The sequence below is a fragment of the Caulobacter sp. 05T431 genome, from assembly GCF_056665975.1.
In genome coordinates this window covers 1-19764 of sequence record NZ_JBFTKU010000005.1, presented here as the reverse complement: position 1 = coordinate 19764, position 19764 = coordinate 1, and the positions used below count along the sequence as shown (strand labels likewise).

Annotated in this window: 21 protein-coding genes; 7 read left to right on the top strand and 14 right to left on the bottom strand. The window is 69.1% G+C overall.

From position 1 onward, the window contains the following. The first annotated feature begins 2 nt into the window (after positions 1 to 2). Both leuB and AC1U89_RS06320 read left to right on the top strand, forming a co-directional pair. The gene (leuB, locus tag AC1U89_RS06325; protein WP_479898876.1) at positions 3 to 1055 is read left to right on the top strand and encodes a 3-isopropylmalate dehydrogenase; all 1053 of its coding nucleotides are present in this window, start codon (positions 3 to 5) and stop codon (positions 1053 to 1055) included. A 124-nt stretch (positions 1056 to 1179) separates the two neighbouring features. Beyond that, complete coding sequence (locus tag AC1U89_RS06320; protein ID WP_479898875.1) at positions 1180 to 2799, top strand: long-chain fatty acid--CoA ligase; 1620 nt, start codon at positions 1180 to 1182, stop codon at positions 2797 to 2799. Positions 2800 to 2945: 146 nt separating this feature from the next. Here AC1U89_RS06320 and AC1U89_RS06315 read toward each other — a convergent pair whose 3' ends face one another. From AC1U89_RS06315 to obgE, 6 genes are all read right to left on the bottom strand, one after another. Then, positions 2946 to 5051, bottom strand: a complete 2106-nt coding sequence (locus AC1U89_RS06315) for a catalase (RefSeq protein ID WP_479898874.1) — start codon at positions 5049 to 5051, stop codon at positions 2946 to 2948. 96 nt (positions 5052 to 5147) lie between these two features. Continuing rightward, positions 5148 to 5648, bottom strand: a complete 501-nt coding sequence (locus AC1U89_RS06310) for a GNAT family N-acetyltransferase (RefSeq protein ID WP_479898873.1) — start codon at positions 5646 to 5648, stop codon at positions 5148 to 5150. Then, on the bottom strand, positions 5645 to 6043 hold the full coding sequence (locus tag AC1U89_RS06305) for an SRPBCC family protein (protein ID WP_479898872.1): 399 nt from the start codon (positions 6041 to 6043) through the stop codon (positions 5645 to 5647). The genes AC1U89_RS06310 and AC1U89_RS06305 overlap by 4 nt, the downstream gene beginning before the upstream one ends. Before the next feature lie 61 nt (positions 6044 to 6104). Further along, a complete protein-coding gene (locus AC1U89_RS06300; protein WP_479898871.1) occupies positions 6105 to 6521 on the bottom strand; it encodes a DUF3574 domain-containing protein in 417 nt (138 codons plus the stop codon). Next, a complete protein-coding gene (gene proB, locus AC1U89_RS06295) occupies positions 6521 to 7654 on the bottom strand; it encodes a glutamate 5-kinase (RefSeq protein ID WP_479898870.1) in 1134 nt (377 codons plus the stop codon). Before proB ends, AC1U89_RS06300 begins: the two co-directional genes overlap by 1 nt. Further along, positions 7654 to 8718, bottom strand: coding sequence for a GTPase ObgE (gene obgE, locus AC1U89_RS06290; RefSeq protein ID WP_479898869.1), 1065 nt, complete (start codon positions 8716 to 8718; stop codon positions 7654 to 7656). Before obgE ends, proB begins: the two co-directional genes overlap by 1 nt. A gap of 322 nt (positions 8719 to 9040) precedes the next feature. Here obgE and AC1U89_RS06285 point away from each other — a divergent pair, with 322 nt between their 5' ends. Then, complete coding sequence (locus tag AC1U89_RS06285) at positions 9041 to 9886, top strand: hypothetical protein (RefSeq protein ID WP_479898868.1); 846 nt, start codon at positions 9041 to 9043, stop codon at positions 9884 to 9886. On the opposite strand, the gene AC1U89_RS06280 is transcribed toward AC1U89_RS06285, so the two are convergent. The 5 genes from AC1U89_RS06280 to AC1U89_RS06260 form a co-directional block, all read right to left on the bottom strand. Next, a complete protein-coding gene (locus AC1U89_RS06280) occupies positions 9883 to 10314 on the bottom strand; it encodes a DUF4431 domain-containing protein (RefSeq protein ID WP_479898867.1) in 432 nt (143 codons plus the stop codon). The genes AC1U89_RS06285 and AC1U89_RS06280 overlap by 4 nt on opposite strands. Before the next feature lie 17 nt (positions 10315 to 10331). After that, a complete protein-coding gene (locus AC1U89_RS06275) occupies positions 10332 to 10865 on the bottom strand; it encodes a GNAT family N-acetyltransferase (RefSeq protein WP_479898866.1) in 534 nt (177 codons plus the stop codon). 203 nt (positions 10866 to 11068) lie between these two features. Further along, complete coding sequence (gene rpmA, locus AC1U89_RS06270; RefSeq protein WP_029911003.1) at positions 11069 to 11338, bottom strand: 50S ribosomal protein L27; 270 nt, start codon at positions 11336 to 11338, stop codon at positions 11069 to 11071. Between the two features lie 32 nt (positions 11339 to 11370). After that, positions 11371 to 11940, bottom strand: coding sequence for a 50S ribosomal protein L21 (rplU, locus tag AC1U89_RS06265; protein WP_479898865.1), 570 nt, complete (start codon positions 11938 to 11940; stop codon positions 11371 to 11373). A 149-nt stretch (positions 11941 to 12089) separates the two neighbouring features. Beyond that, positions 12090 to 12854: a hypothetical protein gene (locus AC1U89_RS06260; RefSeq protein ID WP_479898864.1), complete on the bottom strand. Its 765-nt coding sequence runs from the start codon at positions 12852 to 12854 to the stop codon at positions 12090 to 12092. A 54-nt stretch (positions 12855 to 12908) separates the two neighbouring features. On the opposite strand from AC1U89_RS06260, the gene AC1U89_RS06255 reads away from it, so the two are divergent. Both AC1U89_RS06255 and AC1U89_RS06250 read left to right on the top strand, forming a co-directional pair. Continuing rightward, positions 12909 to 13535: a hypothetical protein gene (locus AC1U89_RS06255; protein ID WP_479898863.1), complete on the top strand. Its 627-nt coding sequence runs from the start codon at positions 12909 to 12911 to the stop codon at positions 13533 to 13535. A gap of 54 nt (positions 13536 to 13589) precedes the next feature. Beyond that, positions 13590 to 14681, top strand: a complete 1092-nt coding sequence (locus AC1U89_RS06250; RefSeq protein WP_479898862.1) for a CobW family GTP-binding protein — start codon at positions 13590 to 13592, stop codon at positions 14679 to 14681. A gap of 180 nt (positions 14682 to 14861) precedes the next feature. Here AC1U89_RS06250 and AC1U89_RS06245 read toward each other — a convergent pair whose 3' ends face one another. Both AC1U89_RS06245 and AC1U89_RS06240 read right to left on the bottom strand, forming a co-directional pair. After that, the gene (locus AC1U89_RS06245; protein WP_479898861.1) at positions 14862 to 15302 is read right to left on the bottom strand and encodes a biopolymer transporter ExbD; all 441 of its coding nucleotides are present in this window, start codon (positions 15300 to 15302) and stop codon (positions 14862 to 14864) included. Between the two features lie 171 nt (positions 15303 to 15473). Beyond that, positions 15474 to 15920 carry a biopolymer transporter ExbD gene (locus tag AC1U89_RS06240; protein ID WP_479898860.1) on the bottom strand — a complete coding sequence of 149 codons (447 nt, stop codon included), beginning with the start codon at positions 15918 to 15920 and terminating at the stop codon, positions 15474 to 15476. A gap of 235 nt (positions 15921 to 16155) precedes the next feature. On the opposite strand from AC1U89_RS06240, the gene AC1U89_RS06235 reads away from it, so the two are divergent. After that, positions 16156 to 17163 (top strand): WD40 repeat domain-containing protein, encoded by a 1008-nt coding sequence (locus AC1U89_RS06235; RefSeq protein WP_479898859.1) that lies wholly within the window; start codon positions 16156 to 16158, stop codon positions 17161 to 17163. A gap of 147 nt (positions 17164 to 17310) precedes the next feature. Here AC1U89_RS06235 and AC1U89_RS06230 read toward each other — a convergent pair whose 3' ends face one another. After that, positions 17311 to 18054, bottom strand: a complete 744-nt coding sequence (locus tag AC1U89_RS06230) for a copper homeostasis protein CutC (RefSeq protein WP_479898858.1) — start codon at positions 18052 to 18054, stop codon at positions 17311 to 17313. A gap of 72 nt (positions 18055 to 18126) precedes the next feature. On the opposite strand from AC1U89_RS06230, the gene AC1U89_RS06225 reads away from it, so the two are divergent. Then, complete coding sequence (locus tag AC1U89_RS06225; RefSeq protein ID WP_479898857.1) at positions 18127 to 19152, top strand: glycosylasparaginase; 1026 nt, start codon at positions 18127 to 18129, stop codon at positions 19150 to 19152. Positions 19153 to 19764 lie beyond the last annotated feature (612 nt).

Genomic DNA, 19764 nt, shown 5'->3' with positions numbered 1-19764 from the left:
CCATGTCCACGCTCCTGCTCCTGCCCGGCGACGGGATCGGCCCCGAGGTCTGCGCCCAGGTGCGCCGGGTGGCCGCCGCCCTCACGCCCGACCTGAACGTCGAGGAGCGGATCTACGGCGGCGCCAGCTATGACGCCCACGGCACGCCGCTGACCGACGAGGTCCGCGACGCGGCCCTGGCCAGCGACGCGGTGCTGATGGGCGCGGTCGGCGGTCCGCAATGGGCCGACGCGCCGCGCCACCTGCGCCCGGAAGCCGGCCTGCTGAACCTGCGCAAGGCCATGGACGTCTACGCCAACCTGCGCCCCGCCTACTGCTTCGAGGCCCTGGCCGGCGCGTCCAGCCTGAAGACCGAGCTGGTCTCGGGCCTGGACGTGATGTTCGTGCGCGAGCTGGTCGGCGGCGTCTATTTCGGCCAGCCGCGCGGCGTCGAGACCCTGCCGGACGGCCAGAAGCGCGGCTTCGACACCGCCGTCTACACCACCAGCGAGATCGAGCGCGTCGGCCGGGTGGCCTTCGAGCTGGCCCGCGGCCGCACCAACAAGGTCCACTCAGCCGAGAAGTCGAACGTCATGGAGTCGGGCCTGCTGTGGAAGCAGGTGATCACCGAGCTGCACGCCCGCGAGTATCCGGACGTCCAGCTGGAGCACATCCTGGCCGACAACTGCGCCATGCAACTGGTCCGCGCGCCCAAGCAGTTCGACGTCATCGTCACCGACAACCTGTTCGGCGACATCCTGTCGGACGCGGCGGCCATGCTGACCGGCTCGCTGGGCATGCTGCCCTCGGCGGCGATCGGCGATCCGGACAAGCCGGGCCTCTACGAACCCATCCACGGCTCGGCCCCCGACATCGCCGGGAAGGGCGTGGCCAACCCGCTGGCGGCTATCCTGTCGTTCGAGATGGCCCTGCGCTGGTCGCTGAAGCGCGCCGACGCGGCCGACGCCCTGCTGGCGGCGGTCAAGGCGGCCCTGGACGGCGGGGCCCGCACCCGCGACCTGGGCGGCGACCTGTCGACGGCCCAGATGGGCGATGCGGTGCTGGCCAAGCTCTAGATGGCGTCCTCCGCCCCCTAATGGGGGCGGACAGGCCGCGAAGCGGTCAGGTGGGGCAAGCAGGCTTCCCCAACGCCCTCACTCCGCCCTACCCTCCTCCCAACGAGAAGAGGGAGGAGCGGGCATGATCCCGGGCCTGATGCAGACCGCGCCGCTGCTGATCAGCGGCATCGTGACGTACGCCGCCCAGGCCCACGGCGGGCGCGAGATCGTCTCCAAGCTGATCGACGAACCCAACTGGCGCTACGACTATGCGGGCCTGGCCCAGCGCTCGGCCCAGCTGGCCCACGCCTTGGCCCGCCTGGGCGTCGGGCCCGGCGACCGGGTCACCTCCCTGGCCTGGAACACCCATCGGCACCTGGAGCTGTTCTACGCCGTCCCCGGGATCGGGGCGGTGCTGCACACGGCCAATCCGCGCCTGTTCGACGAGCAGATCGTCTACACGGTCAACCACGCCGAAAGCGCGGTGCTGTTCTATGACCGCAATTTCGCCGAGCTGGTCGACCGGATCGCCCCGCAGCTGACCACGGTGAAGGCCTTCGTCATGCTGTCGAGCCCGGAGCGGACCATCCCCGGCCAGGTCGGCGCCCTCTCCTACGAGGCCCTGATCGCCGGCGAGCCCGGGACGATCGACTGGCCCGGCTTCGACGAGAACGCCGGCGCCTTCCTCTGCTACACCTCGGGCACGACGGGCGATCCCAAGGGGGTGCTCTATTCGCACCGGGCCGTGGTGCTGCACGCCATGGCGGGGGGCCTGAACAGCGCGTTCGGCTTCACCGCCTTCGACGTGGTCATGCCCTGCTCCAGCCTCTACCACGCCACCGCCTGGGGCGTGCCGTTCAGCGCCCCGATCTGCGGCACCAAGCTGGTCCTGCCCGGCGACAAGATGGACGGCGCCTCGCTGCACGCGCTGATCCAGGACGAAGGCGTCACCTTCACCGGCGGCGTGCCGACCATCTGGACGATGTACCTGGACTGGCTGGAAAAGACCGGCCAGCGGCCGGAGACCCTCAAGCGGGTCGTGATCGGCGGCAGCGCCGTGCCGCGCGCCATGGCCGAGACCTTCAAGACCAAGTACGGCGTCGACGTGCTGCAGATCTGGGGCATGACCGAGACCTGCCCGATCGGCGTGGTCGCCACCCCGACCCCGTCGCTGGCCGCCCTGGGCGAGGACGCGATGAACGACGCCATCTGGACCCGCCAGGGCCGGCTGCAGTTCGGTATCGAGCTGCGGGTCGAGACCGAGGACGGCGACGAGGCGCCGCGCGACGGCGAGACCTCGGGCGCCCTGAAGGTGCGCGGCCCCTGGGTGGTGCGCCGCTACTTCCGCAAGGACCAGGACGCGGCCCAGGCCGACGGCTGGTTCGACACGGGCGACATCGCCACCCTGGACGCGCACGGCTTCATGCGGATCACCGACCGCCAGAAGGACGTCATCAAGTCGGGCGGCGAATGGATCAGCTCGATCGACCTGGAGAACATCGCCGCCGGCTGCCCGGGCGTGAAGATCGCCGCCGTGGTCGGCGTGCCGCATCCGAAGTGGGAGGAGCGGCCGCTGCTGGTGATCGAGGCGCACGACGGGGCTTCGATCGGCAAGGACGAGGTGCTGGACTATCTGGCGCCGAGGATCGTGAAGTGGTGGACCCCGGATGACGTGGTCTTCGCCCCGGTGCCGCTGACCGCGACGGGCAAGATCGACAAGAAGGTGCTGCGGGAGGCCTGGCGGGGGCATCTGATGGGATAGTGCGGCGAGCACTTGCCCCCTACGGACCGCTTCGCGGTCGTCTTCCCCCACAGGGGGAAGAAGAGCCGAGCGCGCGTCCTCCGCCCCCTATGGGGGCGGACAGGCGGCGAAGCCGCCAGGTGGGGGCAAGTGGTGCGCCGCAGCCTCTAAGCCAGCGTCCGCACCTTCGGCTCCCGGTCCCAGAACCGCTTGGCCGCCGCGGCGATGAAGTCCGCGCCCAGGCCCACGACGCCGTCGTCCGACTCCACGCCCGCCTTGTCCAGCAGCGGCTTGGCCGCGTCCGTCGCGCCGATGGCCTTCAGGTGCCCGAAGGCGTCCATGACGAACTGCACGGCGGCGGCTTCCTTCAGCAGGGCCGCGCAGCCGGTGTCGGACAGCACCAGGGCGACGGCGTCCACCGTCACCGAAGGCGTGCCCGCCAGCTGGCCGTCGGCCGGGATCAGCGCGCCGTCCGCGCCCTTGGCCCCGCCGATCTTCGGCGCGATGACCTTGGCGACCGCACCCGCCTTCATGATCGCCGCCTTCAGCTTGTCGACCGCCGCGCCGTCCGAGCCGTCGGCGATCAGGACGCCGATCACGTGGCCCTTGATGTCGGTCGGCGCGCGCGGGCCGTTGACGATGCGCAGGGCCGGCGACAGGTCCAGGTCCTGAACCGCGACAGCCGACCTCGAGGCCTTTGGCACGGGCATGTTCAGGCCCGCCCCGACCCGCTTGGCCAGGTCCGGATCGACATTGACCAGGTTGCCCATCATCCGCGTCCGCACCGCCTCGATGCCCACCTTGGACAGCTCGAACACCAGGGCCGAGGCCAGGTGGGCCTGCTCGGCGGGGTCCAGAGACCGGAAGAACAGCCGCGCCTGGCTGTAATGGTCGGCGAAGCTCTCGGGCCGGATTCGCAGCTTGTCGCCCTGCTCGTTCTCGCCGTCGGCCGCCCCGAAGGTCTTGAAGCCGGTCACCGGACATTCGCGCGGCCCGCCGATCTCCCCGGCCGTCTCGGCCAGGCTGTTGGGCTCGTAGTTGGCGCGGCCCTTGGGCTGCAGCATCTGCATCTGCCCGTCGCGCTGGAAGTTCATCACCGGGCACTTGGGCGCGTTGATCGGGATCTGATGGAAGTTGGCCGTGCCCAGCCGGCTCTTCTGGGTGTCGAGGTAGCTGAACAGCCGCCCCTGCAGCAGGGGGTCGTTGGTGAAGTCGACGCCCGGCACGATGTTGCCCGGGCAATAGGCCACCTGCTCGGTCTCGGCGAAGAAGTTGTCCGGCCAACGGTCCAGCACCATCCGGCCGACGATGCGGACCGGCAGCACCTCCTCGGGGATGATCTTGGTCGGGTCCAGCACGTCGAAGGGCAGGCTGTCGGCGAAGGCCTGGTCGAAGGTCTGCAGGCCCAGCTCCCATTCGGGGAAGTCGCCGCGCTGGATGGCCTCGAACAGGTCGCGGCGCTGGAAGTCCGGATCGGCGCCGGCCAGCTTCACCGCCTCGTCCCAGATCGTCGAGGCCACGCCCTGCTTGGGCTTCCAGTGGAACTTGACGAAGGTCGACTTGCCGGCCGCGTTGACCAGTCGGAAGGTGTGGACGCCGAAGCCCTCCATCGTGCGCAGCGAGCGCGGGATGGTCCGGTCGCTCATGGCCCACATGATCATGTGGGTGCTCTCGGGCATCAGGCTGATGAAGTCCCAGAAGGTGTCGTGGGCGCTGGCGGCCTGCGGATAGCCGCGATCGGCCTCCATCTTCACCGAATGGACCAGGTCCGGGAACTTCATGGCGTCCTGGATGAAGAACACCGGGATGTTGTTGCCCACCAGGTCCCAGTTGCCCTCCTGGGTGTAGAACTTCACCGCGAAGCCGCGCACGTCGCGCGGGGTGTCGACGCTGCCCGCGCCGCCGGCCACGGTGGAGAAGCGGGTGAAGACCGGGGTCTTCTCGCCGGCCCGCTGGAAGAGGTCGGCCTTGGTCAGGTCGGACAACGACTCGTAGAGCTCGAAGAAGCCGTGGGCGGCCGAGCCGCGGGCATGGACGATCCGCTCGGGGATCCGTTCGTGGTCGAAGTGGAAGATCTTCTCGCGAAGGACGAAGTCCTCCAGCAGCACCGGCCCGCGCTCGCCGCTCTTCAGCTGGTTCTGGTTGTCGGAGACCCGGATGCCCTGGTTGGTGGTCAGGTGGCCTTCGGGGCTGTGGGGGCCCTTTTCCGGCACGTGCTGATGGGTCTCGCCGCCCGCGCCCACATCGGTCTTGAAGTCCTGCTGATCGGCCATGGCCCGTCTTCCCTGCATGCGACGGGGATGACGCCCAGCCCCGCGTTGGCAACGGGAACGCCTCGGCGGTCGAAAGGGCGCAAGCGGGACCGGAGTTTAATCCTCCGCCTGGAATTTTAGTCGCCAGCTCTCCGACACCAGCCCCTGCCCGAAGCCGTCATAGGGCCAGCTGTCCTCCAGTACGAAGCCGTGGCGGGCGTAGAGCCGCCGGGCGGGCAGCAGGTTGCTTTGGGTCCAGAGGATGATCTCGGCGTAGCCCGCCGTCCGGGCGTAGGCCAGGCATTCGCGGACCAGGGTCTCGCCGACGCCCAGCCCCCGCGCCGACGGCTCGACCAGCAGCAGGCGCAGGCGGCCGACCGTGTCGCTCTCGCGGGCCAGCATGATCGAGCCGACCGGCCGCCCCTCGTGCTCGGCGATCCAACAGGCCTCGCGGGCCGGGTCGAAGGTCTTGACGTAGTCGGAGACGACGCCGGCCACCACGCCTTCGAACCGGGCGTCCCAGCCATGTTCATCCGCATACAGAACACCGTGCCGCTGGACGATCCAGCCGAAGTCGCCGGGCCGGGGCGCCCTCAAGGCGATCTTGGGGGCGATCATGGCTCCAGCAGGGCCTTGAGCCTGGCCAGGTCGGCGGCGACCATCCCCTGGTCGCGCGCGAAGGTGGCGTCGTCCATGCCGGGGACGCGGAACAGGGTCAGGGTCACCTCGGCCCCGTCGCCGTTGGCCACCACCCGCAGCGGGATGCTGATCTCGGTCCCGTCCGGCAGGGTCACCCAGTGGTCGAGAACGCCGTACGGGTTCTGCGGCGAGAACCGCACGTGGACGTCGCCGTCGGGGCCGTGGGCCACCCAGCGGTCGCCGTCGCGGGTGAGGCCCGCGCCCAGGCCGGCGGCCCATTTCGGGAAGCTCTCGGGGCGATGGGCGAAGGCGTAGACCTCGGCGGCCGGACGCGCGATCGACACGGTGATGGGGCGGGTCTCGAACAGGGTCATGCCAGGTCTCCTCCCCCGGCGGCGATCATCGCCCGGCCGCCGAAAGGCCGTCAACCAGGTCTCAGAACCCCACGCAGGCCGGCTGGGTGAGCACCATCACCCCCTCTTGCGAGAACCGCCGCACATAGGCCGCGCGCACGGCCTCGATCCGGTCCTCGCCGCCGGCCCGGCCGGGCAGGGCCAGCAGCACGATCTTCGACGGCTCGCGGACGATCGGCCCGGCGTTCGAGCGCCATTGGCCGGCGGCGTCCAGCACGGTCAGGCCGTCGGGGAAGCGCGGGGTCAGCTCCTCGTCGACGAAGCGGGCGAAGTCGGCCTCGGAGACGCCGACCTGGTCGCCGATCTTGCGGCCGAAGCCCAGCTGGACCAGGCGGCCCGGGCTCTGGCCGGCCGGGCAGGTTGGGGCGGGCGCCAGGCTGGCGCAGCCGGAGAGCAGGATCGCGCCGGCCAGAAGGCCCAGGAGCGCGACCCGGCTCATCAGCCGCCGACCGCCAGGTCGTCGGCGTGGATCATCGGGCCTTCGGTGAAGCCCAGCTCGGCCTCGATGGCGTCGCTGCGCAGGCCGGCGATCTTGTGGGCGTCGGCGCTGTCGTAGCGGACCAGGCCCCGGGCCACCTCGCGGCCGGTCTCGTCGCGCACGCGGACGGCGTCGCCCTTGTCGAACGGCCCCTCGACGGCGCGGACCCCGGCCGAGAGCAGGCTCTTGCCGCTGGCCAGGGCCGCGGCGGCGCCGGCGTCGACCGTCAGCCAGCCTTGGGGAGCCAGCGAGCCGGCGATCCAGGCTTTGTAGGCGGCGGCGGGGCTGGCGCCGGCCTCGATCACCGTGGCCAGGGCCCCGTCCTCGATGGCCTGCAGCGGCGCGGGGCGCGAGCCCAGGGTGATCAGGGTGGCGCAGCCGGCGGCGCGGGCGATGCGGGCGGCGGCGATCTTGGTGGCCATGCCGCCGGTGCCGACCCCGGCCGAGGCGTTGGCCCCCTCGGCCATGGCGGCGATCTCGGACGTGATCTCGCTCACCCGCTCGATATGGGTGGCCGACGGGTCGCGACGCGGATCGGCGGTGTAGAGGCCGTCGATGTCGGACAGCAGGACCAGCAGGTCGGCGCCGACCATCTGGGCCACGCGGGCCGCCAGGCGGTCGTTGTCGCCGTAGCGGATCTCCTCGGTCACCACCGTGTCGTTCTCGTTGACCACGGGGACGACGTTCAGGGCGATCAGGGTCTCGGCGGTGGCGCGGGCGTTCAGCCAGCGGCGGCGCACCTCGGTGTCGTCGCGGGTCAGCAGGATCTGGGCGGCGCCGACGCCGTACGGCTCCAGCGCCTCTTCCCAGGCCCGCATCAGCACCGACTGGCCGGCGGCGGCGGCGGCCTGCTTCTCGGGCAGGGTCAGCGACTTGCGGCCCGTCAGGCCCAGGCGCCGGCGGCCCAGGGCCACGGCCCCGGACGAGACCACCACCACCTGCTGGCCCCGGGCCCGCAGCCGGGCGACGTCGGCGCAGAAGGCGTCCAGCCAGGCGCGGTCGGCCGCGCCTGAGGCCGCATCGACCAGCAGGGCCGAGCCGACCTTGAAGACGATGCGCCGAGCCTTGGCGAGCGCTCCCCCGGATGCGCTCATTACGGCTTCCAGCCCCCGGGGGTCTCCTCGATGTGGTCCTCGTCGTCCTCGATCTCCTCGATCGCGTCGCCACGACGGATGCGCACCTGGGTGTAGGCGGCGCGCAGGAGCTCGGTGACGCCTTCGCCGGAGACGCCGGAGACCAGCATCGGCTTGATCCCCGCCACGGCCTCGAGCTCGGCGGCCTTGGCCGCGCGGGTCTCTTCGTCCAGGGCGTCGACCTTGTTCAGGGCCAGGATCTCGGACTTGTCGGCCAGCTCGTCGCCATAGGCCTCCAGCTCGCCGCGGATCGTGGTCCAGGCGCCGGCGATGTCCTCCTGGGTGGCGTCCACCAGGTGGATCAGCACCGCCGAGCGCTCGACGTGGCCCAGGAACCGGGTGCCCAGGCCCGCACCCTCGCTGGCCCCCTCGATCAGACCGGGGATGTCGGCCATGACGAAGCGCTCGCTGGTCGACAGGTCGACCATGCCGAGGTTGGGCGTCAGCGTGGTGAACGGATAGTCGGCGATCTTCGGCTTGGCGGCGCTGGCGGCGGCCAGGAAGGTCGACTTGCCGGCGTTGGGCAGGCCGACCAGGCCGACGTCGGCGATCAGCTTCAGCCGCAGCCAGACCCACAGCTCCTCGCCCTCCTGGCCGGGATTGGCGTACTTGGGGGCCTGATTGACCGGGCCCTTGAAGTGCAGGTTGCCCCAGCCGCCGTTGCCGCCCTTGGCCAGGCGCAGGGTCATGCCGGCGGTGTCGAGGTCGGCGATCAGGGTCTCCTTGTCCTCCTCCAGCACCTGGGTGCCGACGGGGACCTTCAGGATCACGTCCTCGCCCGCCGCGCCGTGGCGCTGGCGGCCCATGCCGTGCACGCCCGTGCCGGCCTTGAAGTGCTGCTGGTAGCGGTAGTCGATCAGGGTGTTGAGGCCTTCGACCGCCTCGATCCACACATCGCCGCCCCGGCCGCCGTCCCCGCCGTCGGGGCCGCCGTATTCGATGTACTTCTCGCGTCGGAACGAGACCGCGCCGCCGCCGCCGTTTCCGGAGCGGACATAGATTTTGCACTGGTCCAAGAATTTCATGAGCGTCTTTTGTCGTAAGGCGGCGTGTCCGTCGAGCCGAAACCGGTCCACGGCAAAGCCTCGCCTCGTCTAGAGCCTCGCCTTTTGTCGACTTGGCGACACTTTGACGCGTCGAACCGTGTTCGTGATCGTGACGAAATATTAAAAGAGATCATGCGACAAACGACCTCATGAGGAAACCGACAGGACCATTGCGCGAGGAGGGCTGGCGTTGACGACGACAATTTCTGACGCCGATTTTGCGCATGATCTGCAGGATCTGACGCTGCCGACCCTGTGTCGCAAGTACACCCACGAGGCGTCGCTGCATCGGAACATGTTGATGAGCCGGGGTACGGGCCTGGCGCCCGAATGGCGCGACTTCCGCGCCTTCCTGACCGCCATCGGCCGCCGCCCGACCGACGAGCACAACTTCGTCCTGCTCAATCGCCACGAACGCACCTACGGCCCCGGACGGGCCCGCTGGATGACGCCCGACGAACAGGCCGTCCACGAGGAAGAGTTCGACCGCCAGCAGGCCGCCAAGAGCCGCGAGACCCATCAGCTGCTGCACCAGGCCGCGGCGATGAAGCGCGCCAGCGCGCCCAACGCCGCCAACTTCGGCCAGTGGACCCCGATGGCCGGCCGCCAGGTCGCCTATACCGAGGTGGCCAAGCGCCTGGCGATCCCGATCAACGCCCTGAACAAGACCATGGCCGACGGCCGCACGGCCGACGAACTGGTCAAGCGCTCGGGCTCGGCCCAGGAACTGATCAATCCGGACCTGCAGTGGCTGCCGCCGGATCCGACCCGCAAGGCCAACTTCTTCGAGGCCTTCCGCATCTGGCACATGCAGGTGCAGCCGCAGTTCGCCCGCGCCGCGACGCCGACCTTCCTGTTCCTGTTCATCGCCCTGCCCGTGATGCGCGAATGCCGCGACGAGCTGATGGCCCTGAACCTCTGGAACCCGCTGGGCCAGCGGGCCATGAACGCGCGCGACGGCCACGTGGCGTGGAAGAAGTACTGCGAGTTCATGCCCCGGGCGCAGGTGGCGATGATGGAGATCCCCATCTACGCGACCTATTCGCTGCTCAGCGACCTGGACGCCCTGTGCGAACGGATCATCGTCGCCGAGAAGCGCTTCCGCGAAGGCCCGCAGAAGACCATCGCCACGCACCGCGCGGCCTAAGGCCCCTTCACGACCTCGACCTTGTCGGCCAGCACGACGAGCGGCGCGTGGTGATGGCCGTCGAACGCCGCGAAGCCCTCTCCGGTCACGACCACCGACTTGCCGAGCGCCGCGCGCAGCGTCGGCCAGAGACGCTCGTCCCTGACGCTGACGTGCACGACCTCGAACCGGACCGCCGGATCGGCGAAGCCGGCCTCGCCGTCGTCGACGCAGATCGGCCTTGGCAGGGTCAGCAGATACGTCCGCTCGGCCCGATCGCCGGCCGCCACGCTCTCGAAGTTCGGCGGCCCTGGGAACGTCTGTACCGACAGGCGGCCTCGCGCCTCGACGCGGCTGGAGGTCTCAAGGGCCAGGCACCCCGCCGACGTGACCGGACCCTTGATCTGCCCGTGCGCCTGCGAGGCGAGGGCGACCGCGGCTCCGGCCAAGGCGGCGCCTAGCGGTCTCACGCCAGCCACACCATCATCCGGGTATCCACCGGCTCGCCCCGCGCGACCGAGGGCTTGGTCTCGACCACGCCCGTGTACAGGAAGCCGGCCTTGACCAGCACCTGGCCCGACGCCGGGTTGTCGGCGAAGTGGCCGGCGACGACCAGCTTCTTGCGCCAGTCGTTCCTGGCCCAGGCCAGGGCGCCCTGGGCGGCTTCCGTCGCCAGGCCGCGGCCCCAGTAGGGCCGGCCGATCCAGTAGCCGATCTCCAGGTGGCCGACGGGCGGGGTGAAGAAGCCCAGCACCCCGACCACGCCGGCGTCCTCCAGGTCGATCACGAAGGTCGCGTCCTTGCGCCGGTCCTGGGCCTGGCAGCGGGCCACGAAGCCGTCGGCCTCGGCCTGGCTGTAGGGCCAGGGCATGCGGGTGGTCATCTTGGCGATCGCATAGTCGCCGCACAGCGCCGCGATCCGCGGCGCGTCATCGGTCTGGGGAGCCCGCAGCGTCAGCCGCCGCGTCTCGATGATCGGACTCTTCTCGATCACGCACATCGCGCGCCTCCCGTTCTCGGTCCTTCTAGGTAGGGACCGTGACGCTCGGATTTCAGGCCTGGGGTCCTTTTGCGGCCAGGAAATTTCGAGCGCGGACAAAACAAAAGCGGGGAGCCCGGCGTCCGGACTCCCCGCTTAGGTTTCGTCTGTCCGGATCGTCTTTCTTCGAGGAAAGCGCGACCCGGATCTCTACGAGGTTCGCGCTATTCGGCGGCCTGGGCCACCGGAGCCACGTTCACGTAGGTCCGATTGTTGCGCTTGGTGACAAAGCCCACCGCGCCTTCGACGAGCGCGAAGAGGGTATGGTCCTTGCCCATGCCCACGCCGGCGCCCGGCCAGAACTTGGTGCCGCGTTGGCGGATGATGATGTTGCCGGCGGCGACCTTCTGGCCACCGAACTTCTTCACGCCAAGACGACGGCCAGCCGAGTCGCGGCCGTTGCTGGACGAACCACCAGATTTCTTGTGAGCCATTGTGCTCTCCTGATCCTTAGAGGCGCAGCCGCTTAGGCTTCGCCGTCTTCCTTGGCGGCGGCCTTCTTAGGCGCGGCCTTCTTTTTCGGGGCGGCGGTCGGCTCGGCGTGTTCGACCACGGCGGCTTCAACCTTCGGCGAAGACTTGGTGGCCTTCTTCACGACGGTTTCGACTTCGACCTTGGCCGGAACCACGGCCGACACGGCGGCGTCGCCCAGGCCGCGGGCGCGGGCGTTCAGGATGACCTTCGGGGTCAGGTCGACCGTGCCGTCCCACTTGCTGGTCTTGCCGGCGCCGGCGACCGAGGTCACGCGGATGACCGACTCGGTCTGGCGGTGACCGCGGGTGCGGCGATAGCCCTGACGGCGGATCTTCTTGAAGATCTTCACCTTCTCGCCCTTGCGGGTTTCGATCAGGGTGCCGGAGACGACAGCGCCGTCCACCGTGGGGGCGCCGACCGTCACGGCCTCGCCTTCGCCAAGCATCAGGACTTCGCCGAAAGCGACTTCCGAGCCCGGTTCACCGTCGAGCTTTTCGACAACCAGCAGATCGCCGGCTTGGACCCGGTACTGCTTGCCGCCGGTTTTGATCACCGCGTACATAGGTTAGCGCCTTAAGAAACGTGCGTTCGCAAAATGGGGAACGCCCGCTGGGAGACCCTGCGGGCGAGAGGGGCGCACTTATACCGGCGAAAGCCCCTGAGTCAACGGCGAACGGCGCCCTGACGCTTGACGAAATCCGCGACACAGCCTTAGGCGCGGCCGACCTGGGTTTCGGCGGGCAGACCCAGCGCCTGGGCGACACGCCAGGCTTCCTCATCGTCTACTTCCAGAATTAGCCGCTCGAGGCGTTGACGCACAGCGGGGCCCGCTAGCCAGGCCTCATAGCCGGCCCGCGCGCCCATCTGGGCGGGGCGTCTGGGGTCTGCGCGTCGAAAAGCTTCCGAGGACGCAGCGTCGGCCAGTTGCAGGCCGGCGACGAGGTCGGGGTTGTCGATCCATGTGGTGAGGCGGGCGTCGATTGGTTCGCCCAGTTCGATCAGACCCAGCAGCCACGCCTCGGCTTCGACCTCGTCGGGAAAAGTCCGCAGCGCCTGTCGCCAGGCTGCATCGTAAGCCCCTAGAATCGCCGCGCGCTCGTTCTCTGGCCAATCGGAAAAGGCGCCGTAGTCGATCTTGCCCGCCAGCAACTCCGGATCGCCGCAGAGATGGACGTCGGCGCCGAGCACCGACAGTTCGAGGATGCGCGGCAGGAAGTGCTTGTAGTCTTCCACCCCGCCTACCGTCGTCATGGCCCAGCCCGTGTAGGGTCCGATATCCTCGGCGGTGAGGAGCGCCAGGGGCTTGGCGATCAACCGCGCCAGAAGTTGCTTCGGCTTGCGATGACTCGGCGCTTCCAGAACCTTCGGAGGCGGATAGCGATCGAAGGCCGCGTAGACCGCGTCCAGGGCGGCTTGCAGATCGGGGCCGGGCGTCATGGCCGCGTTTGATAGCACGGCCGACAGGATGTCGCGCACGAAGGTCGCGAGAGTCTCTGGCGTGTTACTTTATAACAGGCTATAGCCGCAGACGTGAACACGACCTTCTTCGCCTCCGTCGCCGCCACCGGGTTCGTCGTGGCCTTCCTGCATGCGGCCTTGCCCACGCATTGGCTGCCGTTCGTGCTGGTCGGCCGCGCCCAGAAATGGACGACGGGGCGGACCCTGGGCGTCACTCTGCTGGCGGGCCTGGGCCATGTGGGCCTGACCATCCTCCTGGGCCTGGCCGTGGTGGCCGCCGGCCTGGTGGCCCAGCCGCACCTGGGCGATTCCTTCCATTGGGTGGTCGGCGGGCTGATGGCGGCGCTGGGCGTCTTCTATCTGGTCAAGGGCCGGCACAAGCACGCGACGATGGAGACCGGCCGCAAGTTCACCTCCGACCGCGCGGCGATCACCGCCCTGGTGGTGCTGCTGACCCTGTCGCCGTGCGAGGCCTTCCTTCCTTATTATCTGGCGGGGATGGAGCACGGCGTGGCCGGCTTCCTGACCCTCTCGGCGGTGCTGCTGACGGCCACCTCGGCCGGCATGCTGATCTTCACGGGCCTGAGCCTGGCCGGCTTCAACCGCCTGGGCCTGGCCCGGCTGGAGCAGTACGAGGAGCTGATCCTGGGCGGCGCCCTGATCGTGATCGGCGCGGCGGTGGCGTTCCTCAAGACCTGAGGCGGATTCCAGGGGGTGCTTTCATAGAGAGCCCAAGCCCCCTAAATAGCGGCCATGACCGACACCGCATCCAATTCCGGCAAGATCCCCGTCACCGTGCTGACCGGCTATCTCGGCGCCGGCAAGACCACCCTGCTCAACCGCATCCTCACCGAGGAGCACGGCAAGCGCTACGCCGTGATCGTCAACGAGTTCGGCGAGGTGGGCATCGACAACGACCTGGTGGTCGGGGCCGACGAGGAAGTGTTCGAGATGAACAACGGCTGCGTCTGCTGCACGGTGCGCGGCGACCTGATCCGTGTCCTCCAGGGCCTGATGAAACGGAAGGGCGGCTTCGACGCCATCGTGGTCGAGACCACGGGCCTGGCCGATCCCGGCCCGGTGGCCCAGACCTTCTTCGTCGACGACGACGTCAAGGCCCGCACCTATCTGGACTCGGTCACCGCCGTGGTCGACGCCAAGCACATCCTGCTGCGCCTGTCCGACAGCAAGGAAGCGGTCGAGCAGATCGCCTTCGCCGACCAGATCGTGCTGAACAAGACCGACCTGGTCTCGGAAGACGACCTGCGCCACGTCGAGGCGCGCATCAAGCGCATCAACCCGCTGGCCCCGATCCACCGCGCCCAGCGCTCGAACGTCCCGCTCGAGACCATCATCGGCAAGCACAGCTTCGACCTGGAGCGGATCACCGAGCTGGAGCCGGAGTTCCTGAACCCGGCCCACGGCGAGGACGGCCACGTGCACGACGAGCACTGCGGCCACGACCATCATCACCACGACCATGATCATGACCACCACCACGGTCACGACCACCATCACCACCACGACCACAAGAGCGACATCCACGACGACGGCGTGAAGGGCATTTCCCTGACGCTGGACAAGCCGGTGGACGGCCAGAAGATCACCGCCTGGCTCAACGACCTCCTGGCCCGCCGCGGCGTCGACATCCTGCGCGCCAAGGGCATCATCGACGTCAAGGGCGAGGAGCGCCGCCTGGTGTTCCAGGCCGTGCACATGATCCTGGAAGGCGACTTCCAGCGCCCGTGGACCGACAAGGACAAGCGCTACAGCCGCATGGTGTTCATCGGCCGCGACCTGGACGAGGCCGAGCTGAAAGCCGGCTTCGAGGCGACGGCGGCTTAACGCCAAATCCCTCTCCCCCTGCGGGAGAGGGTGGCCCCGCGAAGCGGGGTCGGGTGAGGGGTTGAAGAACGGAAACGCCGCGACCGGTCCTTCAGCTGTCGCGGCGTTTTGCTTTTGAGAGACCCCTCATCCGTCGACTTCGTCGACACCTTCTCCCGCAGGGGGAGAAGGATCAGGGCCTCAGTGGATGTCCTCGTTGACGATGCCGATCTGCGTCCAGCCCTCGGTGTGGACCTTGTCGATCACGCCCATCAGCGCCTCGTAGGGCACGTCGGCCTGGGCGCTGACCATCAGGCGCTGGTCCTTGCGGGGACCGGTCTGGCCGTCGGCGGCGAACCGGGCGCTGACGTCGCGGGCCAGGGTGTCCAGCCGCGTCGGCTGGCCGGCCAGATAGAGGGCGCCCGAGTTCTGGATGCTGATCAGCACCGGCGGCTTGGGCGGAGTCGTCATTGCCTTGGGCGGCGGCATGTCCAGCTTGATCGAGGTGGTGGCCATGGGCACGGCGACCATGAAGATGATCAGCAGCACCAGCAGGATGTCGACGAAGGGCGTGACGTTGATGTCCGCGTTCTGCCGGATCGTGTAGGTCCCGCCGCCCGCCCCAGCCAGTTTCGCCGCCATGACCTGTCTCCTCTCCATGCCCCGTTCGGGATCGATTGAGTTACAGGTGTAGTTTTCTACCGTTTCTTACGCTTGTAAAGCGCCAAGCGCCCAGGCCCTGGGGCAGGCACGAAAAAGGGGCCGGACATGGCGTCCGGCCCCTGATCTTTCGCGTGATCGCGGAAGATATCCCTAGTGGATGTCTTCGTTGATCAGGCCGACCTTGTACCAGCCGGCGGTCTGCAGGGCGTTCAGCACGCCCATGAAGTCGGCGTAGGTCACGTCGGCGTCGGCGCGGACCATGATGCGCTGGTCGTCCTTCGGGCCGGCTTGGCCGGTCGCCGTGAACTTGGCGTCCAGGTCGAACTGCAGGTTGTCCAGGCTCGTCTGCTTGTCGGCCACGTACAGGGCGCCCGACTTCTGGATCGAGATGAACACCGGTTCCTTCGGCTTCACGCCGGGGGGCGGCGGGGTCGCCGGCGGCAGGTCCACCTTGATCGCCACGGTCGCCATCGGCACGGCGACCATGAAGATGATCAGCAGCACGAGCAGGATGTCGACGAAGGGCGTGACGTTGATTTCGGAGTTCTGGCCGAGGGAGTAGCGACCGCCACCACCGCCAGAGAGTTTAGCCGCCATTGCCTGACTGTCTCCCAAGGGCCGCCTCTGTGGCGGTCCCGAAAAATGTTAGAGGCCACGTCTGGCGCAGACGGGCGCGGAAGTAAAGCCCGAGGACGTGCCGCAAAGGCAACCCCTTTTGTGACTCTTTTTGAAGGAACGGCGTTCAAGAGACGGGTTCTCCGGGCCTGGCTCGCGCGACACGCGTATTGACGCCCGACTAGGCGCCCGCGTCGGGGCGCGGTATGGCGCGCGAATGATCTATTCCTTCGACGCCTACGTCACCGCCGCCCTGTTCGACCGCGCCGGTCGCGCCGCCTTCGCCCTGGGCGACGGCACGGTCCGATTCGAAAGTGAAGGCGGCTTCGTCACCGTGGAAGCCCACGACGGCGCGGTGCTGGCCGCCGCCGTCCACCCCTCGGGCCGGGGGATCGTCACCGGCGGCGACGACGGCCGCGTGGTCTGGAGCCGGGTCGAGGGCGACGAGGTCGCAGCCACCCTGGTGGCCGAGGTCAAGGGCCGCTGGATCGAGCACGTCGCCGCCAGCGCCGCCTCGGGGCTGATCGCCTTCACCGCCGGCAAGGAGGCCCACGTCCGCGACGTGGCCGATCCGAAGTTCCTGCGCGTCTTCCCGCACGACAAGACCGTCTCGGGCCTGGCCTTCGACCCCAAGGGCCGGCGCCTGGCCACGGTGGGCTACGGCGGCGCCTGGCTGTGGTGGGCCAAGATCGACGGCCAGAAGCCCCAGGCCCTGAAGTGGGCCGGCAGCCACATCGCCGCGGTCTTCAGCCCCGACGGCAAGTTCCTGGTCACGGCCATGCAGGACAACCAGCTGCACGGCTGGCGGCTGGCCGACGGCAAGGACATGCGGATGGGCGGCTATCCATCCAAGATCAAGAGCCTGGCCTTCTTCGACAAGGGCAACCTGATGGTCACGGCCGGCGCCAACGGCGCGGTCGTCTGGCCCTTCGCCGGGTCCAACGGCCCGATGGGCAAGGAAGCGGCCGAGATCGGCTTCTCGCGCGACTCGATGGTGGTGCAGGTCGCCGGCGTCGACGCCCTGCCCGTGGCCCTCGCCGGCCAGGACAACGGCAAGATCTGGGGCGCCCACATGCGCTCGGGCCGCATCGAGACCCTGAAGGCCGAGAAGGGCGCGGCGATCAGTTCGCTGTCGGTCTCGGCGGACGGCTCGCGCCTGGCCTGGGGGGATGAAGACGGCGAGGCCGGGGTCATCGCGATCCCGGCGATGGACACGCGGTTCTGATCTTCCGCTCTTAAAGTTGTCATCCCGGAAGCCTCGCAGAGGCTGTCCGGGACCCAGGGGACTGGGCGAAAGCGGTGCGGTTCACCTGGGTCCCGGACAGCGCTACGCGCTTCCGGGATGACAACCGCTAGAAATGGCGGATGAGGCTCAGAGCCCCCTAAGCGCCGCGACCACCGCCTTCACCACGGCCTCGTCCGTGTCGCGCAGGCCGTCCGGCACGAAGCCCAGCTCGTGGGCGCGGTGCTCGTGGCCCTTGGCCAGGCCCTCGACCATCGGCGCGCTGCACGAGCCGTGCACCTCGCGCACGGCCGTCCGCGCCACCAGCTCGGCCACGTTCGACGGATTGACCCCGCCGCCGGCCAGGATCGCGATGCGGCCGGCCGCCTGGCCGACCAGGGCGGCGATCATCGACGACCCCGCCATCGCGTTCAGCGCGCAGCCGGAGGTCAGGATGCGCTCGAAGCCCAGGTCGATGGCGGTCTCCAGGGCCGCGAACGGGTCGGGCGTCAGGTCGAAGGCCCGGTGCAGGGTCACGCCCAGCCCCTCGGCGTGGGCGACCAGCATGGCCAGAACGTCGACGTCCAGCTCGCCCGACGCGGTGTTGGCGCCGATCACCACCCCGGCCAGCCGCGCCTCCCGCGCGGCGTCGATGTCGCGGAAGATCGCGTCGACGTCGCGGGCGTCGTAGACGAAGTCGCCGTGGCGCGGGCGGATCATCGGATAGATCGGGATCGCCGCCTCGGCCGCGATGGCCATCAGCCCCGGCGCCGGGGTCAGGCCCTGCAGGGCCAGGGCGGAGCACAGTTCGATGCGATCCGCGCCACCGGCGATCGCCGCCGCCAGTCCGGCGGGCGTATCGACACAGACTTCCAGGATCACGCGGTCGGACATCTTGGCGGCTCCCAGGCTCGTGGTACGGATTCGTGACCGGCGTTCTTTTGGCGCCTTTCGGGGAGCTTACCCATGCTGAATCGTAGAGGCCTGATCGGCGCCTCGCTGGTCGGGTCGGGATTGGTGGGCGGCGGCGCCGCCTCGGCGGCCGGCCCCTCGGGCGGAATCCAGCTGACCAAGCCCTGCGTGATCTCCACCTGGGACTTCGGCGTGCCGGCCAACCAGGCGGCCTGGGCGATCCTCAGCAAGGGCGGCCGAGCGCTGGACGCGGTCGAGGCCGGGGCCCGGATTCCCGAGCAGGACCTGAAGAACCACAGCGTCGGCCGGGCCGGCTATCCCGACCGCGACGGCCACGTCTCGCTGGACGCCTCGATCATGGACGAGCACGGCGGCTGCGGCGCGGTCGCGGCGCTGGAGCATATCGCCCACCCGATCTCGGTGGCCCGGGCGGTGATGGAGAAGACCCCGCACGTCCTGCTGGTCGGGGCCGGCGCCCTGCAGTTCGCGGAGGAACAGGGCTTTCCGCGCGAGGAGCTGCTGACCCCGGAATCCCGCGCCGCCTGGGAGGCCTGGAAGAAGGACGCCAAGTACGCGCCCAAGGCCAACAGCGAGGTCGGGGATTACGGCAAGACCTCGGGCCAGCTGGGCACGCCGGGCGGCAAGGGCAATCACGACACCATCGGCATGCTGGCCCTGGATGCGGCCGGCAACCTGTCGGGCGCCTGCACCACCAGCGGCATGGCCTGGAAGCTGCGCGGCCGGGTCGGCGATTCGCCGATCGTCGGAGCCGGGCTCTATGTCGACAACGACGTCGGCGCGGCCACCTCCACGGGCGTGGGCGAGGAGGTTATCCGCAATGTCGGCTCGTTCCTGGTGGTCGAGCTGATGCGCCAGGGCCGCTCGCCCCAGGAGGCCTGCAAGGAGGCCGTCGCCCGCATCCTGAAGAAGAAGCCGAACGCCAAGGACCTGCAGGTGGGCTTCCTGGCGCTGAGCAAGACGGGCCAGGTCGGCGCCTGGTCGATCCAGAAGGGCTTCAGCTACGCCCTGTGCGACGGGACGCGTCAGGATCGGCTGGAGGCGGGCGAGAGCTTCTACTGAGGCGGCGTGATGTTTCCCTCTCTCTTTGAGAGAGGGAGGGGCCCATGGCGAAGCCATGGGAGGGTGAGTGGTTACACCCTCACCGAATGAAACGCGGTCTTTCGGCCAGTCTTCGACGTGAAGAGCCCCACCTTTCAACCGTCATCCTCGGACTTGTTCCGAGGACCCCTCTGTCGGCGGGTTTGTCGGTTGGGGGTAGGCCGCGATCTCGCCGCTCCACGGATCGTCCTTCTTCGCGGCTGAAGCAGGGGTCCTCGGAACACGTCCGAGGATGACGGACGGTGGAGCGAACCCGGGCCGGGGACATGCCCTTGCGGCGTGTCCCCAAGACGGGGCTCGGTGCGTCCGATGGGGACACGCCGCGAGGGTATGTCCCCGCGCGGGGATCGAGCCGCCTTTATCCCCGCCAGCGGCGAGAAGAACCCTAGCCGTCTCAACACCTTAAAGAAAAAACAGCGTCACAAACGCGCCAGGGTTTGAACCGCCCACATACTGAACCCGTCACCATCACGGGGAGGGCTCTTGGTACCGGCCCAAGCAGGCGATGGGGATGGAACCGAGCGGGGCCGAGCCGGCCTGGCGATCGGATCGTTGCGGGAAGCGGGGCTCAGA